We start from the raw sequence: 15,474 nt of genomic DNA on the forward strand, positions 1-15,474 counted from the left end.
AACCGGCAGCAAGTGAAGCTTGCCGCCGCCTGTTATAACTGCTTCATTATAAAGGATTAAAGCGGCTTTCCCATATTAAATTCAGAAGATGGCGGGTTTGAAAATTAATTTGTGGGCGCTTTTGACATTTATTTGCGAAAAATCAGCTTTGTTGTTGCGATATTGAAATGTTGTTTGATTGTGTACGGAATTGTTAATTTTCGTGAATTAGTAAAAAAAAGTAACTCTACTTGATAATCTTATTGTTCTGACATCATTGGTTCTCGGTAAGCTATTTATAATGCCTCTGATTGTAGAATTTGTTTCTTCAGAGAATTCGTCGTTAATCTGACTGGCATTCGAGCTGGCAGATTATTTGTATTGAACAACATTTACCCGGATTACTTATTATGAGTGCACTTTTAGCCGGACTGACCGTCCTGATTATTGGCGATAGCCATATGTCCACACCTGATTATCTGATCACGACTTTGCACGATGATCTGATGAATAAAGGTGCCGTCGTCTATTCTTTCGGTGCCTGCGGCGTCGCCGCCGGTGACTGGATGGTAAAGAGCCAGTCTTCTTGCGGCGGTGCTGTTCGTCTGAAAGATGGTCCGGTCGAAGTGAAAACCGGGCAGGATGCAATGACGCGCCCGTTCAATGAACTGGTCAAAACCTACAAACCAAATCTGGTGGTTGTGGTGAATGGCGATACGATGGCGTCGTATTCTCAGCCAGAACTGCAAAAAAACTGGGTCTGGCAGCAGGTTTCCCGTCTGACCAAAGGCGTCAAAAATAACAATGTGAGTTGCGTCTGGGTTGGCCCGGCCTGGGGTACTGAAGGCGGTAAATTCAATAAAACCTATGCCCGCGCCAAAGAAATGTCTGGTTATCTGTCTGAGATCGTGGCGCCATGCACTTATATCGATTCACTCAGCCTGTCTAAACCTGGCGAATGGGGCACGATTGATGGCCAGCATTTTGACGGTGCTGGCTATAAATCCTGGGGTAGTGCGATTGGTAATGCGATCGCCACACCTGCGATTCTGAATTCAATCAAACGTTAATATCCAGATTGTCCGGCCGTGCGCCACCAGATTTTATCTGTGGCGCACGGGTGTTTTTGGCTGGCATGATGCCTAGTTGTATTGTCGGCTTTGTCTTTGACCGCATAGACTGATTCATCAAAATGAAAAAAATTATCCTTACTTGCCTGGCTTCCGTCTTGTCTCTGAGCGCTTACGCAGATAATCCTTTGTATGAAACTGGCCCTGGTCAGGATTCATCCTTCGTGCGCTTTCTGAATGCCAGCAGCGATAAGGCGCTTGTCGTCAATGGCGCCGCTAAAGTGAGTCTGGATGTTAAAAATGAGAGCCGTGTTTCGCGGTTTTATCCGGTCAAGGCCGGCGATAAACTGAAGGCCAGTGTGCAAGTCGGTGCCGCTAAAACCAATGTAGAAGTTGTGGCGAAGCCGGGTGAATTTATTACTGTCACCATTCTGAATAAAGGAACGGCGCTTGAAAGTATGCTGGTGCGCGAAGCGCCAACGGATTTTAATGCCATGCGTTCTTCTATTTCTCTGATGAATGTCGATAGCAGTTGCGCTGCCGCCTCGCTGACGGGTGGTGCCAAGGCTGCGACGATTTTTGAAGGCGTTAAACCAGCCACAACACAACGCCGTCTGGTGAACCCCGTGGCGCTGACAGTGCAGGCGAATTGTGGCACTGACGCTGCAGGTGCAGCGGTCGATATGTCGCAATTGCAAGCGGGTGAACGCTACAGCATTATCGTAATTCCTGCGAAAAAAGGTCGTCAGACTTTTTTTGTACGCGATTCCACTTCCTGATCTGAATCAGGACTTTTCTCATGGTATTCGCTTCTCTTGAGTTTCTGACGCTATTTCTGCCTCTGTTTTTTGCGCTGTATCTGGTCACACCGCAGCAGTATCGCAATCACACATTGTTGTTTGGCAGTTGGCTGTTTTATGCATGGTGGACGCCTAAATTTCTGCTGTTGATTATTGCGCTGACCATCCTTGCATGGGGTGCTGCGATCCTGATTGACCGAACCAATGATGAACGCCTGAAAACACGGCTGATGGCGGCCACCATAGTGTTGAATCTGGCGTCGCTGGTCTGGTACAAATACACCAACATGGTGGTGTCGTCGCTGAACACCATACTCACGGGGCGGCAGATGCCCGTCATACCGTGGGAAAACCTGATGCTGCCGATAGGCTTGTCGTTCACGGTATTACATGCGATTTCGTACATCGTGGATGTGCGTCGCAAGACCGTACCAGCACAGTACAGCTTTATTTCTTTCAGTGCGTATATGGCGATGTTCCCGCATCTGATTGCTGGCCCTATCGTCCGTTATAAAGTGATCGACAAAGAACTGCGCGAACGTGTTTTTTCATTTGAAAAATTCATGCTTGGTGCACGTCGTTTCATGATTGGTTTTTCGATGAAGGTCTTGATTGCCGATACGCTGGCACCGGTGGTGGCACTGGCGTTTGGCTTGAAAAATCCCGGATTTGGCGATGCCTGGGTTGGCTGTGTCGCCTATACGTTTCAGCTGTATTTTGATTTCGCCGGTTATAGCGCAATGGCGATTGGCCTTGGCCTGATGCTGGGTTTTCATTTTGAGGAAAATTTCAATAACCCGTATCTTGCGGTGTCGATACAGGATTTCTGGCGGCGCTGGCACATGACCTTGTCGTCATGGTTACGGGATTATCTTTACATCAGCCTCGGCGGTAATCGTCAGGGAAAAATCCGCACCTATGTGAATCTGATGCTGACGATGGCAATCGGTGGTTTATGGCATGGCGGTGATAACTGGAATTATCTGATCTGGGGCATCATTCACGGTAGCGCGCTGTGCTGCGATCGCGCCTTTACTCAACGTGGCTGGTCTATGCCCAATTTCGCTTCGCGCAGCCTGACTTTGTTGGCGGTGATGTTTTCCTGGACGATCTTCCGTGCCGCAGGTTTCGACAATGCGCTCGACATGTGGGCGGGACAACTTGGTTTAAACGGTATGAGTATCGGTGATGAAATTATTCTGGCTTTGCGTCCCGGTATTTTGCTGACCTTTGTGATCGGTCTGATTTGCGTGGTTTATCCTGCGACCCGGATAGCGAAACAGGGCGGTCTCGGTATTATGAGCTGGAGTATGGTCTGGCCTGTACTTACCTTTGCTTATGCAGTGATCGTACTGGCAGGGCAAAAGGCAATTCCATTTTTGTACTTCCAGTTTTAAGAGGAAAACATGAGCGAATCTTTTTCCTTTGATGCAAAAAAAGCCGGAGCGTGGCGCTATGTGCCGGCGTTGTCGTTTGCCGCGATACTTGCTGCTGGCCTGGTTGCGACGGTATCGTCTTTGCAAGAAGTGCCACTGCAGAAGTGGCGAGAGATGGGGGACGTGCAGAAGATTGTTCAGGGTGAAGCGACGCGGATGTTTACGACGCAGCTCAATGAACATTTTTCATGGAGTAAAACATTTGCCAAATTTGAGCGGGCGGTTCGATGGAATCTTGCGCGCGATGCAGGCCCGAATGTGCGTGTCGGTTGTGACGGTTGGTTTTTTTTACAGGAAGAGCTGACGACATTTGACGGCGGCGCACAGAATGCAAATGCGCGCGCATACATGGTCGGACAGATTGCGCAGAGCCTGAAAAAGCAAGGCGTGCAATTGGTGGTGGCGGTCGTTCCGGATAAGTCACGGGTGGAACAGCAGCATCTGTGTGGCCTGCACCGGCCAGCGGGCTTTGCCCAACGTGGCGATGACTGGATTAAGGCTTTACGTGCAAAACAGGTTGAGGTGATCGATCTGTATCCTGCACTGAGCAGTTTCAGTGGTGAGCGTTATTACCGGACCGATTCGCACTGGAGTGAGGCAGGTGCGAATGCAGCGGCGGCAGCGATTGCCAGGCATTTGCAAAGTGCTGGCCTGGTTGATAAGTTCAATGCGGAGCTTCCTGCAGGTGCGGTGAAAACCGTGATCGCAGAGCGTATGGGGGATTTATTCCGCGTCGCCAATCTGGATGGATTACCGGCTGCTTTACGTCCCGCAATTGAAAGGACCGCGACCAGTACCGTGGCACCAGTCGCGAATAACAGCGACGATTTGTTTGGTGACGGCGGATTGCCTGCGGTAGCTTTAATCGGCACCTCATTCAGCTTGCGCGGTAATTTTGTGCCGTTTCTGAGTCAGCATCTGGCGGCACCGGTAGCGAATCTGGCCAAAGATGGCGGTGATTTTGACGGTTCTGCCTCAGCCTATCTGCACAGCAAAGCATTGCAGCAGGAACCGCCAAAAGTCGTAGTGTGGGAGATTCCAGAACGCATGTTGCAAAAGCCGTTCAAACCCTCAGAGCGTGCCTGGTTGGAAAGCCTGAAACAAGGAAAGCTGTAATTCAACGCTGAAAATTCAATGGAAAAGTCAGCGTAAAAATTCAGCAATCCGTAGCGATCAGTAACCGACCGTTTGTGCGGATTCATGCACGAGTTGTTCAAACAGCTCGTGCCGCATAGCGGCGATACTGCCATCTTTTACTGCGGCCAGAATCGCGCAGCCAGGCTCGGCATGGTGGTGGCAATTGTAGAATTTGCAGTGCCCCAGATGCGGTAAAAATTCCGGGAATGCCCGTTCCAGCATGCCTTCACTCAGATGATGCAGACCAAATTCCTGAAAGCCCGGCGAATCGATCACATACGAGTTTTCGTCCATCTGATACAGGCGGGTGAATGTGGTGGTGTGCTTGCCGGTATCCAGCGCTGCCGAAATTTCACGGGTAGCGATTTCCGCATCGGGAATCAGCAGATTGATCAGTGAGGATTTCCCCATGCCTGACTGGCCTATCAATATCGTGCTTTGACCGCGCATCAAATTTTCCATCGTAATCCGCGTGCCTTCAGGATCGGCTTTGGCCGAAACCTCATGCACCGGGTAGCCTAGCTTCGCATACAAGCCGACGCGTTCACGCGCTTTCGGCAGTGAGTCGGTAACATCGACTTTGTTCAGTATCAGATGCGGCTTGATGCCGGAAGATTCTGCCGCAACCAGTGCCCGCGAAACCAGATCGTCAGTAAAGCTGGGCTCTGTTGCCACCACAATCAACAGTTGCGTGAGATTCGCTGCCAGCATTTTTGACTTGTACTGATCTGAGCGGTACAGCAAGGTTTTACGCGGCGTAATGGCTTCGATCACGCCCTGATTTTTCGATGTCAGCGCGAATTCAACCACGTCACCAACAGAGACATCGCTTTTCTTGCCACGTGTGACGCAATGCAGTTTTTGTACTTCGCCGTTGATCGTCGCCTGTATCAGATAATGACGGCCATGTGCAGCGATAACCAGACCTTGTAGATGTGCCATCAGGAAAAACTTTGCTCAAAAATGGCGTCGATTTTAGCGGCACAGATGAAGTCGTTTTCCGAAATGCCGCCTTTGCCGCCGTTCACCGTATGCGTGTCAAAGCGGATCACACAGCGGTTGTAAGTGACGACCAGTTCCGGATGATGGTCTTCTGCATGAATCACATACGCAATCGCGTTGATGAACGACAGTGTTTCGTAATAATTTTTGAACTGATAAGTTTTGGCGATACGCGCGCCATCGACCTCCCAGCCCGGCGTGGCAGCCAGATAAGCAGGTAATTCCGATTCCGGTAATCCGGTGAAGGTTTCCTGTGATTTTTTAGCGAGCAGATCGGCGGTTTTAATCATGGTTGTTCCTGAGGTTATTCCTGACGTTATTTCTCACGTTATGTCTGACTTTATTTCTGAAATTACGCGGCTGACGACGCCGCCAGCAATTTGTTAATCCGTACCGTCGCTGGTGGATGCGAATCATAAAAAGCAGAATGCAGCGGATCAGGCGTCAGGGTAGACGCATTGTCTTCATACAGTTTCACCAGCGCTGCCACCAGATCATTGGCATCCGTATGTTTGGCGGCGAAGGCATCAGCCTCAAATTCATGTTTGCGCGAGCTGATCGAAGTCAGCGGCGAAAACAGGAAGGTAAACACAGGCACGCTCAGCATAAATAAAATCAAGGCCATCGCGTCATTTTTTGCCAGCAGCATAGGTTCAACACCAAGCCCTGTATAAAACCAGATCTGCTCTTTCAGATAGCCCAGCAAGCCCAGGAAAACCAGTGACATGCCAAAGATCACGACCATGCGTTTGACGATATGTTTTAGTTTGAAGTGACCGAGTTCATGCGCCAGTACCGCTTCAATTTCAGCCGGAGCCAGACGCGACAACAAAGTATCAAAAAAGACGATGCGTTTTGATGCGCCAAACCCTGAGAAATACGCATTGCCGTGGGCGCTGCGTTTAGAACCGTCCATCACGAACAGGCCTTTCGATGCAAAACCGACGCGCTGCATCAGCCCTTCGATACGCGCACGCAGACTATCATCTTCCAGCGGGGTGAATTTATTGAACAGCGGCGCGATCACGCTGGGGTAAATCAGCATCATCAATAACTGAAAACCGCTCCAGAATAACCACGCATACAGCCACCACAACGCACCGGATTTATCCATCAGCGTCAGCACCACCCAGATCAGGGGCAGGCCAATCACCGCGCCCAGCAGCGTGCTTTTTATCAGGTCGCCGAAGAACAGACCCGACGTCATTTTGTTAAAGCCAAATTTCTGTTCAAGCACGAATTGCGAGTAATACGAAAACGGCAGTTCCAGCAAACTGCTGACGACGGCAAATGCGGCGATCAGACTGATCTGATACCACATACCCGGGCCGGTGATTTTCACCAGTGTGACAGACAGCCACTGCAAGCCGCCAAACAAGGTGAAGGCTATCAGCACCAGCGCATTGAATATCAGCAGCACCAGCCCGAGCTTGGTCTTCGCAATGGTGTAGTCGGCGGCTTTCTGATGTGCTGCCAGCGGGATTTTTTCGGCAAATTGCGCAGGCACCTGAGAACGGTGTTGCAGTATGTGGCGAATGTGGCGCGAGCCCAGCCAGAACTGCACCAGCAGCGTGACCAGCAGAAAGGAAATGAAGAAAACCGAAAAGGCGACTGAAATCATGGGAAAATGTGACATTCGTAAAAAAGCTAAGGAAGAATTATGTCACAAGCGACCGACATTCAAGCAAACACACCGCCTGTACGCCCAAATGAAATGAATCTGATCTGGGTGGACATGGAAATGACCGGCCTTGACCCTGATAATGACCGTATTATCGAAGTGGCTGTGGTAGTCACGGATTCGCAATTGAATGTGCTGGCAGAAGGCCCTGTATTTGCCATCCATCAGTCGGATGAAACGCTGAACAAAATGGACGCCTGGAATAAAGGCACACATGGCCGCTCCGGCCTGATCGATAAAGTCAAAGCATCGACGTTCAGCGAAGCCGATGCTGAAGAAGCATTGATCGCGTTTCTGAAACCGTATGTGCCAGCCGGTAAATCGCCGATGTGCGGTAACTCGATTTGTCAGGATCGCCGTTTCATGGCGCGCGGCATGCCTAAGCTGGAAGCCTTCTTCCACTACCGCAATCTGGATGTGTCGACGCTGAAAGAACTCTGCCGCCGCTGGAAACCAGAATTATCGACAGGCTTTAAAAAACATCAGAAACACACCGCGCTGGCCGACATCGTTGAATCCATCGAGGAACTCAAGTATTACCGTCAGCATTTCATCAAGGAATAATCCGCCTGGTGTTAAAAAGCACCGCATGCTTTGAGCGATCGATGAGCAGATCACATGTCTGAATCTGAAATCATGTTGGCGTTAAAGCTCTGGCAATCATAAGAAAGCAGCGATAAAAAAAGCTATTCCATTTTAATTGGGAGTAGCTTTTTTATATTTTTAGTGTCGCGTAAGGGTAGATGTTGAGTTGTGCAAATATAGATCAAAAATGCTTACCGGAGCGTTGACCGCCTAACGAAACCTAATGCGCCGCTGTCCTCATTCTTTTGTTTCCGGACAGGTTCAATATATTAGGTGGGTATATGAATTTCCCATTTTTTCATTTGGGGAATAAAGCAGCTTCCGCATAATCCCTGTTTCGCTGAAATGATCAATGTTAGGCGGTGCTTTTTGTACTATTGCTGGTACGGCGACCAGCGCGAGCTCATAAAATCTCAACAGAGTGCGTTTTTCATGTGGTTTCGATAATCAGGCTAAAACCCGTGATTGCTTTTAAAAAAAGGCAATTAATTTATAGCTGAAATTGTCTTTACGATATTGCCGTCTTCATCCATCATCCTGATTTCTGATTTTCCTTGTGCAGTAACAAGCAATAACATTCTTGTTCGGCCTTTAGCGTCTTTCAAGCTAAGTGCAGAGCCCTTGTCTGCTGTTGTTCCCATATAAATTCTGTTCTCGGCCAAACGCCCTTCAGTAGACAATCTCTCCCAGTACGCGTTACTTTCGTCTCGTGTTAACTTATCGGACTCACTTTTAAATCGCCGAATGTCAGTCATAGAAGTAACTTTATAATTAGGAACATCATTAATGCTAATCCCGCTTATTGAGTTATTTTCATCACTTTTGTGTTCAAGTTGTAACGTTTGGTCTTGTCGATATCTATCGAAAGTAAAAGATAGCCCCGCATTGATTTTTCCATCCTTCGATTCACTACCTTTTTGAATCAGGCCTCCATTCTCGTTTCCATTTTCATCTAAAAAGAGAATGCCCGCAAAAGAGGCTCTATCAGGACGCAAAGTTTCTTTATTCATTTCAAAATCACCTGGGAAGCGTGCTTTACTTGAGATAATCATTCGTTTTGTACCGTCAGGTTCAACAACATTGATCCTCCCTACAGAAATCTCATCAAATTCGACATACTTCGATGGGATTTTTGCTCCCGTTAACGCAACCACAACTACAATCGCGGTGATTACAGTTGTTCCTCCAGCAATAAAAGAACCTATTTTGGACGTCATTCCACTCTTTCAAAATTGACTTTCAGTAAATTCTAAATATTAATTAAAAAATTACCTCTGATATTTATGATCACATCAATGGGGTTTCATTTTATTGAACTTGAAATCGTTGACTAATTTATCCATTATTTAATTAATGCACACTTTATTCTTATTTTTTAATAAGGCAATTTAGAAGCGCATCGATCTGGCGCGACGCGCTTTCTGCTTTCTGGCTTATACGCCCAGAAGTTCTACTTCAAAAATCAAAGTTGCATTCGGTGGAATCACACCGCCGGCGCCGCGTGGGCCGTAGCCGAGGCTGGAGGGGATAGTCAGGATGCGGGTGCCGCCGATTTTCATGCCTTGTACGCCTTCATCCCAGCCTTTGATCACGTGGCCAGCACCGAGTGGGAAGGAGAACGGATCATTGCGGTCTTTGCTGGAATCAAATTTCGCGCCGACGCTGCCGTCGGCATTTTGCAGCCAGCCTGTGTAATGAACGACAACGTGATTGCCTGCTTGCGCTTCTGCGCCTTCACCGACGATTTTATCTTCGTATTGCAAACCGCTGACGGTAGTAATTGTGCTCATGGTTTCCCCTTCATTTGTCAAAAAGTGGCGCAATTGTAGAGCAAAAACAGATCAGGGCGCTGGAATCTGCCCGGGCGATGGCCTTTTCTTCGCGGAGCGGTGTTTCCTGAGTGAAAGTTGTCGCCTTGATTTTTCTCAATATCGGCTGAAAAGTAAAAAAACAGCAAGCTTGATCTAAGCCGTTGGCGACTATGCACGGTAAAATGCAGACTTATTTCATTTATTGGCGGTCTTCTTTCATGCGTAGTCGTTCTTTGTTGGCATCTCTGTTTTTTGGTTTATTGATTCCCGCCGTTGTACCGGCAGCACAGTCAAACGTTGTGGTCGTGCTGAATTCGCGTGATGCGACGGTCAGTCTGCTGGATCAGCAGACGTACAAAGAAATCAGTACTTTTCCTATCGGTAAAGAACCACATCATCTGATGGCGACGCCGGATAATAAATCTCTGATTGTGGCGAATGCGATTGGTGATGAGCTGGTGTTTCTTGATCCTAAGAGTGGCCAGATTCAGCGTCGTATCAAGGATATTGCTGATCCGTATCAGATCGGTTTTTCACCGGATCAGAAATGGTTCGTCTCAAATTCACTGCGCCTTGATCGCGTCGATTTTTATAAATTCGATGGTCAGGATCTGAAGCTGGTGAACCGTGTTCCGCTGGCGAAATTACCTAGCCACATGGCATTTGATGCCGCCAGCACGACCGTGTTCATTACTCAGCAGGGTAGTGATCAGGTGTCGGCAATTGATCTGGCGACGCAGAAAGTGAAATGGACGATTCCTGTCGGTAAGCTGCCAGCGGGTATCGTGATGACGCCGGATGATAAATATCTGCTGGTCGGCATCATGGGCAAAGATTACGTCGAAGTGATTGACTGGCGCACACAAAAAACCGTCAAGCGTATCAAGGCCGGTGTCGGCACCCATAATTTCCGTGCGCTGGGCGATAAACGTCATGTGTTTGTGTCGAACCGCACCTCGAATGAAATCAATATCCTCGATCAGCAAACACTGGAAATGGTTGGCAGTATCCCTGTTCCCGGCGGCCCTGATTGCATGGAAGTCAGTGAAGATGGTAAGACTTTGTGGGCGACTCTGCGCTGGATTAAAAAAGTGGCGGTCGTTGATATTCCTTCCAGAAAAGTCATCAAGCTGATTCCGGTCGGCCGCTCCCCACATGGCGTTTTCTTTGCCAATCGTGCCGGCAACATCTAAGCACCATCCTTACCTTGCAGCCGCACTGGCAGCGTTGATTCTGCCGGTGCAGATCAGCGCTGTCGCTGCGACCGCTGCCGCTCATTCTGCCGCATGTAAGGGAACGATTTATCTGACGTTTGATACCGGCAGCCAGTCGCAGGCGGAATTGATTGCGGCAACCCTGCGTCGCCATCAGATCAAGGCCACCTTTTTTCTGGCGAACGAAAAAACGGTGCGTGACGATTATTCTCTCGATCCATCGTGGGCTCCGTATTGGAAAACGCTGGCAAATGAAGGCCATGCGTTTGGGTCGCACACTTTTGATCACGTTTATGTGATTGGTGATTTGCCTGATGGACGGATTGAAGTACGTCCCCAGTTCGGTGCTGATGCAGGAAAAAAACTAGCGTGGACGCCGCAACAATATTGCAGCGAATTGCGCCGTGTGAACCAGCGTTTTCTGCAACTGACCGGTAAACAACTTGATCCCTACTGGCGCGCTCCTGGCGGTAAGCTGACACCGAATTTATTGAAAGCGGGCGAAGCTTGCGGTTACCATCATGTGGCATGGGCACCTGCCGGTTTTTCCGGCGATGAATTATCCAGCGAAAAATTCAGTAATGCGCTGCTGTTAAAACGCGCACTGGATCATTTGCGGGATGGCGATATTTTCATGGCGCACCTCGGCATCTGGTCGCGCAAGCAGGCCTGGGCACCGGAAAATCTGGAACCCTTGATTACCGGGCTTGAGCAAAAATCCTTTTGTTTTGCTACGCTACGCGAGCATCCTTCCTATTCCACTGGCAAATAATGAATTTCATTGCTTACTTCTCAGATTTACTGACCAACCTGCAATCCTGGATTTTTCAAGCCATCGTGCAGCCGACGATGTTTTATGTCGGGCTGGGTGAATATGTGGAAGATTCATTTGAGGGTGTTGAGTGGTTTATTTTCGGCGTATTACAACTGATTATTTTGTTCCTGATCTTGCGCCCGTTGGAGTCCTGGATACCGGTACATAAGATCACCGACCGTTACGCCCGCTGGAACGATTTTATTTATACCGCCTTGCATCGCCTGGGCGCGTTTTCGATGGTGGTGTTTTTTCTGCTGACTCCGGTATTTGATTATCTGACAGCGGTCTTGCATTTACAGGGCGTCAACCCTTTTAATCTGGAAAATCTGTGGTCAGGTTTCTTGCAATATCCGGCCTTGCTGTTTATTGCTTACCTGTTTGTGTTGGATTTTTTTGATTACTGGTATCACCGTGCCAGCCATCAGTTCAACTGGTGGTGGGGTTTGCACAGTCTGCATCACAGCCAGCGCAATATGAATCTGTGGAGTGATAACCGTAATCATTTGCTGGATGATTTCCTGCGTGATATTTACATGGGCATGATTGCGATTGTGATAGGCGTGGAGCCGGGGCAGTATGTGATGCTGGTGATGGCATCGCAGATGTTGCAGAGCCTGCAGCATGCGAATGTGCGTCTGCATTTCGGCCGGTTCGGTGATTATTTACTGGTGTCGCCACGCTATCACCGCATGCATCACGCGATTGGTCTGGGGCATGAAACGCAAGGCAAAGGCACCTTGGGCGGGCATAATTTTGCCGTGTTATTTCCGCTATGGGATGTGCTGTTTGGCACGGCTTTATTCAGTCAAGAATATGCCGAGACCGGCATTCGTGATCAGTTGCCTGCACCGGAAGGATGTTCCCGCGACTATGGTCGTGGATTCTGGGCGCAGCAATGGCTGGGACTCAAACGCATGACCGGTATGGAAAAGGAAACGCACTCATGAATATTGCTGCGGTGGGTATCGCATGGGGGAGAGCGGTTGCGGCGCAATTACACTTTCGCATGTTGTTACTGACGTTCATTCCATTTCTGGCTGCGCTGTTGATCTGGAGCGTCGCCATGTGGTTTGGTCTGCAGGCGCTGATCGATTATCTGCAACTATGGTTTGCCGATCACAACAGTTTTCAGACCGCTGGTGACATCCTGGGAATGATAGGCTTGTTCACATTGAAAGCGATGGTGGTGCCGCTGGTGGCGATGTGGCTGTTGTTACCGCTGATGGTATTTACCGCTTTATTGTGCATAGGCTTGTTTGCGATGCCTGCGATCAGCAAACATGTTGGGTCCCGCCATTATCCGCAACTGGAACAACGCCACGGTGGTTCTTTGCTCGGCAGCATAGGGTATTCCCTCAGTTCATTTGTGATTTTTGCAGTTGTCTGGCTGCTGACGTTGCCGCTGACTTTATTTCCACCTGTGAGTCTGGTCTTGCAACCCTTGTTATGGGGTTGGCTCACTTATCGCGTGATCGTCTATGATGCGCTGGCTGAACACGCGGATGCTGATGAGCGCCGCGCTCTGGTGAAACAGCATCGCTGGTCTTTATTATTCATGGGAACGATTGCGGGTATATTCGGTGCCGCGCCGGGTTTGTTGTGGCTGGGCGGTGTGATGGCGGTGATGTTCTTGCCGGTGATCGCTGGATTTGCGATCTGGCTGTATGTGCTGGTATTTGTTTTTTCCGGTCTGTGGTTCCAGCACTATTGTCTGGCGGCGCTGGCACAACAGCGGGCAGCAGCGTCGTCTGCTCTTGTACAATAAGCGCATCACGAATTCCAACAAAGGAACGCATATGGCTATCGGTCTGATCATCATCGGTGACGAAATTCTTTCAGGGAAACGCCAGGATAAGCACTTGCCGCAAGTGATCGCCGCATTGAATGCGCGCGGTCTGCAACTGGATTGGGCTGAGTACGTCGGTGATAACCGCGAACGGATTACGGCAACCCTGCAACGCAGTTTTGCCAGCGGCGATATCGTTTTTTCGACCGGCGGCATCGGTGCCACACCGGATGATCACACCCGTCAATGTGCTGCCGCAGCACTGAATCTGCCGCTGGAATTACATACTGAAGCGAAGACACTGATACAGCAACGGGTACTGGAAATGGCGGCGGAGGCCGGTAAGACCGTGGATCTTAACAGCCCCGATCATTTGCAGCGCCTCAAAATGGGCGAGTTTCCGCAAGGCGCGGCGCTGATTCCGAATCCTTACAACAAAATTCCTGGCTTTGCGATACGTCAGCATTATTTCGTTCCGGGCTTTCCGGTGATGGCCTGGCCGATGATAGAGTGGGTGCTGGACACGCATTATTCCCATCTGTTTCATCAACAGGCAAGAGCAGAAAAAGCCGTGTTGGTATACGAGGCAATAGAGTCTGTACTGACGCCATTAATGGAGGCTTTGGAAGCGGAATTTCCGCTGATTAAAGTCTTCAGTCTGCCCAGCGTTGGCACAGAGACGCAGCGCCGACATATCGAGCTGGGCGTCAAAGGTGATCCTGCACAGGTGGAAGCCGCATTTAAGAAAATGCTCACAGGCCTCGATCATTTTCAATCTGAATATGTGCCGGTACCGCTGAGTTCCGACGCCTGATGCAAAAGATCAAGTTCACCCTATTTTCGCTGCGCGACCTGATCATCGCGTTTGGTCCGGTGACGCTGATGGTGCTGATCGTTTGCGGCCTCGGGTTCTGGCTGGTGGATCCGGCGCCGCCGCGCATTATCGACATTTCTACTGGTCCGGAAAATAGTGCATACGAACGTTTTGCCAAGTTATATGCTGCGGAGCTGGCAAAAAACCAGATTCAACTACGCTTTAAAACTTCACAGGGCTCACAGGAAAATTTGCAACGCATCAGCGACCCTGATTCGGAAATCGAAGTCGGCTTTGTGCGAAGTGGTTCAACTGACCGCACGGAAGCGGCAGAAAAAGGACTGGTCTCGCTCGGCAGTTTGTTTTACGAACCAATCTGGATTTTTTACCGCGATAAAAAAGAAATGACGACCATCAGCCAGTTCAGAGGGCGACGCATTAATGTTGGCCCTGACGGCACCGGTGTTGGCCGTATTTTCGAGCAGATTTTATCGGTGAATAACATGAGTGCTGATGATGTCAGTTTCCAGCATCTCGATGACACGCCTGCGACAGTGGCATTTCTGGCGGGGCAGTTAGATGTGCTGGTATTCAGCACCGCCAGCGATGCGCCGCTGGTGCAGATGCTGCTGCAGACTCCCGGCGTGCGCTTATTTGATTTTGTGCAGGCGGAAGCCTATACCCGCCGTTTTCCTTATCTGTCGCAAGTGACTTTGCCGCGCGGCATTGTCGATATAGGTTTGGATTTGCCTGCCCGCGATTATCACCTGATCTCACCGACGGCAACGCTGGTGGCGCACGAAAGTCTGCATCCTGCATTGACCGGTCTGTTGTTGCAGGCCGCAGCTAAAATTCACAGTCGCGCCGACTGGCTGAGCAAGCAGGGCGAATTTCCCTCCGATCGTTACACCGAAATTCCGGTATCGGGTGAGGCTGAAAAATTCTATAAGAACGGTGCGCCGGTGCTCCAACGTTATCTGACTTTCTGGGTCGCAAATTTTATCGAGCGCATGTGGGTGGTCATCGTTGCGCTGGGGGCTTTGTTTTTACCCTTGTCAAAAATTATTCCCCCTTTATACGTCTGGCGTATCCGTTCCAGAATTTATCGCTGGTATGGTCAGTTACGTACGGTCGAGCAGATCATCGATAACCTGAGCAGCTCAGATAAAAAAGCGACGCTGGAAAAGCAATTGAATTATCTTGATGAAATCGAAGACAAGGTGAACCGCATCAGCGTTCCCTTGTCGTATGCAGAAGAATTATATGGTCTGCGCAGTCATATCCAGTTCGTACGAACCCGGGTGCAATCTTTGTTGAAAAGCAGATAAATCCAGCGCGCCAT

Annotated in this window: 16 protein-coding genes; 11 read left to right on the top strand and 5 right to left on the bottom strand. The window is 49.5% G+C overall.

Annotated features, from left to right (window positions below):
* Positions 1-389 precede the first annotated feature (389 nt).
* The 4 genes from H8K38_RS02650 to H8K38_RS02665 all read left to right on the top strand — a co-directional run bounded on the left by H8K38_RS02650 (position 390) and on the right by H8K38_RS02665 (position 4,401).
* Positions 390-1,049 (top strand): SGNH/GDSL hydrolase family protein, encoded by a 660-nt coding sequence (locus H8K38_RS02650; RefSeq protein WP_186883212.1) that lies wholly within the window; start codon positions 390-392, stop codon positions 1,047-1,049.
* Between the two features lie 122 nt (positions 1,050-1,171).
* Positions 1,172-1,828, top strand: a complete 657-nt coding sequence (locus H8K38_RS02655; protein WP_186883213.1) for an alginate O-acetyltransferase AlgF — start codon at positions 1,172-1,174, stop codon at positions 1,826-1,828.
* 20 nt (positions 1,829-1,848) lie between these two features.
* The gene (locus tag H8K38_RS02660) at positions 1,849-3,246 is read left to right on the top strand and encodes an MBOAT family protein (RefSeq protein WP_186883214.1); all 1,398 of its coding nucleotides are present in this window, start codon (positions 1,849-1,851) and stop codon (positions 3,244-3,246) included.
* Positions 3,247-3,255: 9 nt separating this feature from the next.
* Positions 3,256-4,401, top strand: coding sequence for a cell division protein FtsQ (locus tag H8K38_RS02665; protein WP_186883215.1), 1,146 nt, complete (start codon positions 3,256-3,258; stop codon positions 4,399-4,401).
* Positions 4,402-4,458: 57 nt separating this feature from the next.
* On the opposite strand, the gene rsgA is transcribed toward H8K38_RS02665, so the two are convergent.
* The 3 genes from rsgA to H8K38_RS02680 all read right to left on the bottom strand — a co-directional run bounded on the left by rsgA (position 4,459) and on the right by H8K38_RS02680 (position 7,045).
* The gene (gene rsgA / locus H8K38_RS02670) at positions 4,459-5,364 is read right to left on the bottom strand and encodes a ribosome small subunit-dependent GTPase A (RefSeq protein WP_186883216.1); all 906 of its coding nucleotides are present in this window, start codon (positions 5,362-5,364) and stop codon (positions 4,459-4,461) included.
* Positions 5,364-5,714, bottom strand: a complete 351-nt coding sequence (locus H8K38_RS02675; protein WP_186883217.1) for a 4a-hydroxytetrahydrobiopterin dehydratase — start codon at positions 5,712-5,714, stop codon at positions 5,364-5,366. The genes rsgA and H8K38_RS02675 overlap by 1 nt, the downstream gene beginning before the upstream one ends.
* A gap of 62 nt (positions 5,715-5,776) precedes the next feature.
* The gene (locus tag H8K38_RS02680) at positions 5,777-7,045 is read right to left on the bottom strand and encodes a M48 family metallopeptidase (RefSeq protein WP_186883218.1); all 1,269 of its coding nucleotides are present in this window, start codon (positions 7,043-7,045) and stop codon (positions 5,777-5,779) included.
* A gap of 39 nt (positions 7,046-7,084) precedes the next feature.
* Here H8K38_RS02680 and orn point away from each other — a divergent pair, with 39 nt between their 5' ends.
* The gene (gene orn, locus H8K38_RS02685) at positions 7,085-7,669 is read left to right on the top strand and encodes an oligoribonuclease (RefSeq protein WP_186883219.1); all 585 of its coding nucleotides are present in this window, start codon (positions 7,085-7,087) and stop codon (positions 7,667-7,669) included.
* 506 nt (positions 7,670-8,175) lie between these two features.
* On the opposite strand, the gene H8K38_RS02690 is transcribed toward orn, so the two are convergent.
* Together H8K38_RS02690 and H8K38_RS02695 are read right to left on the bottom strand one after the other, a co-directional pair.
* On the bottom strand, positions 8,176-8,907 hold the full coding sequence (locus tag H8K38_RS02690; RefSeq protein WP_186883220.1) for a hypothetical protein: 732 nt from the start codon (positions 8,905-8,907) through the stop codon (positions 8,176-8,178).
* 216 nt (positions 8,908-9,123) lie between these two features.
* A complete protein-coding gene (locus tag H8K38_RS02695; RefSeq protein WP_186883221.1) occupies positions 9,124-9,480 on the bottom strand; it encodes an FKBP-type peptidyl-prolyl cis-trans isomerase in 357 nt (118 codons plus the stop codon).
* 239 nt (positions 9,481-9,719) lie between these two features.
* Here H8K38_RS02695 and H8K38_RS02700 point away from each other — a divergent pair, with 239 nt between their 5' ends.
* The 6 genes from H8K38_RS02700 to H8K38_RS02725 are packed head-to-tail and all read left to right on the top strand — an operon-like array spanning position 9,720 to position 15,460.
* Positions 9,720-10,694 (top strand): cytochrome D1 domain-containing protein, encoded by a 975-nt coding sequence (locus tag H8K38_RS02700; protein ID WP_186896696.1) that lies wholly within the window; start codon positions 9,720-9,722, stop codon positions 10,692-10,694.
* The gene (locus H8K38_RS02705; RefSeq protein ID WP_186883223.1) at positions 10,657-11,487 is read left to right on the top strand and encodes a polysaccharide deacetylase family protein; all 831 of its coding nucleotides are present in this window, start codon (positions 10,657-10,659) and stop codon (positions 11,485-11,487) included. Before H8K38_RS02700 ends, H8K38_RS02705 begins: the two co-directional genes overlap by 38 nt.
* Positions 11,487-12,479 carry a sterol desaturase family protein gene (locus H8K38_RS02710; RefSeq protein ID WP_186883224.1) on the top strand — a complete coding sequence of 331 codons (993 nt, stop codon included), beginning with the start codon at positions 11,487-11,489 and terminating at the stop codon, positions 12,477-12,479. Before H8K38_RS02705 ends, H8K38_RS02710 begins: the two co-directional genes overlap by 1 nt.
* Positions 12,476-13,297: an EI24 domain-containing protein gene (locus H8K38_RS02715; protein WP_255422796.1), complete on the top strand. Its 822-nt coding sequence runs from the start codon at positions 12,476-12,478 to the stop codon at positions 13,295-13,297. Before H8K38_RS02710 ends, H8K38_RS02715 begins: the two co-directional genes overlap by 4 nt.
* A gap of 31 nt (positions 13,298-13,328) precedes the next feature.
* Positions 13,329-14,132, top strand: coding sequence for a molybdopterin-binding protein (locus H8K38_RS02720; RefSeq protein WP_186883226.1), 804 nt, complete (start codon positions 13,329-13,331; stop codon positions 14,130-14,132).
* Positions 14,132-15,460, top strand: coding sequence for a TAXI family TRAP transporter solute-binding subunit (locus H8K38_RS02725; RefSeq protein ID WP_186883227.1), 1,329 nt, complete (start codon positions 14,132-14,134; stop codon positions 15,458-15,460). Before H8K38_RS02720 ends, H8K38_RS02725 begins: the two co-directional genes overlap by 1 nt.
* Positions 15,461-15,474 lie beyond the last annotated feature (14 nt).

The organism is Undibacterium sp. FT79W (assembly GCF_014284215.1).
GTDB lineage: Bacteria > Pseudomonadota > Gammaproteobacteria > Burkholderiales > Burkholderiaceae_D > Undibacterium > Undibacterium aquatile.

Excerpts from the sequence above, each read along its gene's own strand:
- H8K38_RS02690 (WP_186883220.1), bottom strand. The coding sequence starts at position 8,907 with ATGACGTCCAAAATAGGTTCTTTTATTGCTGGAGGAACAACTGTAATC.
- H8K38_RS02655 (WP_186883213.1), top strand. The coding sequence starts at position 1,172 with ATGAAAAAAATTATCCTTACTTGCCTGGCTTCCGTCTTGTCTCTGAGC.
- H8K38_RS02710 (WP_186883224.1), top strand. The coding sequence starts at position 11,487 with ATGAATTTCATTGCTTACTTCTCAGATTTACTGACCAACCTGCAATCC.
- H8K38_RS02705 (WP_186883223.1), top strand. The coding sequence starts at position 10,657 with ATGGCGTTTTCTTTGCCAATCGTGCCGGCAACATCTAAGCACCATCCT.
- H8K38_RS02725 (WP_186883227.1), top strand. The coding sequence starts at position 14,132 with ATGCAAAAGATCAAGTTCACCCTATTTTCGCTGCGCGACCTGATCATC.
- H8K38_RS02715 (WP_255422796.1), top strand. The coding sequence starts at position 12,476 with ATGAATATTGCTGCGGTGGGTATCGCATGGGGGAGAGCGGTTGCGGCG.
- H8K38_RS02650 (WP_186883212.1), top strand. The coding sequence starts at position 390 with ATGAGTGCACTTTTAGCCGGACTGACCGTCCTGATTATTGGCGATAGC.
- H8K38_RS02665 (WP_186883215.1), top strand. The coding sequence starts at position 3,256 with ATGAGCGAATCTTTTTCCTTTGATGCAAAAAAAGCCGGAGCGTGGCGC.
- H8K38_RS02680 (WP_186883218.1), bottom strand. The coding sequence starts at position 7,045 with ATGATTTCAGTCGCCTTTTCGGTTTTCTTCATTTCCTTTCTGCTGGTC.
- H8K38_RS02675 (WP_186883217.1), bottom strand. The coding sequence starts at position 5,714 with ATGATTAAAACCGCCGATCTGCTCGCTAAAAAATCACAGGAAACCTTC.
- H8K38_RS02700 (WP_186896696.1), top strand. The coding sequence starts at position 9,720 with ATGCGTAGTCGTTCTTTGTTGGCATCTCTGTTTTTTGGTTTATTGATT.
- H8K38_RS02720 (WP_186883226.1), top strand. The coding sequence starts at position 13,329 with ATGGCTATCGGTCTGATCATCATCGGTGACGAAATTCTTTCAGGGAAA.
- rsgA (WP_186883216.1), bottom strand. The coding sequence starts at position 5,364 with ATGGCACATCTACAAGGTCTGGTTATCGCTGCACATGGCCGTCATTAT.
- H8K38_RS02660 (WP_186883214.1), top strand. The coding sequence starts at position 1,849 with ATGGTATTCGCTTCTCTTGAGTTTCTGACGCTATTTCTGCCTCTGTTT.
- orn (WP_186883219.1), top strand. The coding sequence starts at position 7,085 with ATGTCACAAGCGACCGACATTCAAGCAAACACACCGCCTGTACGCCCA.
- H8K38_RS02695 (WP_186883221.1), bottom strand. The coding sequence starts at position 9,480 with ATGAGCACAATTACTACCGTCAGCGGTTTGCAATACGAAGATAAAATC.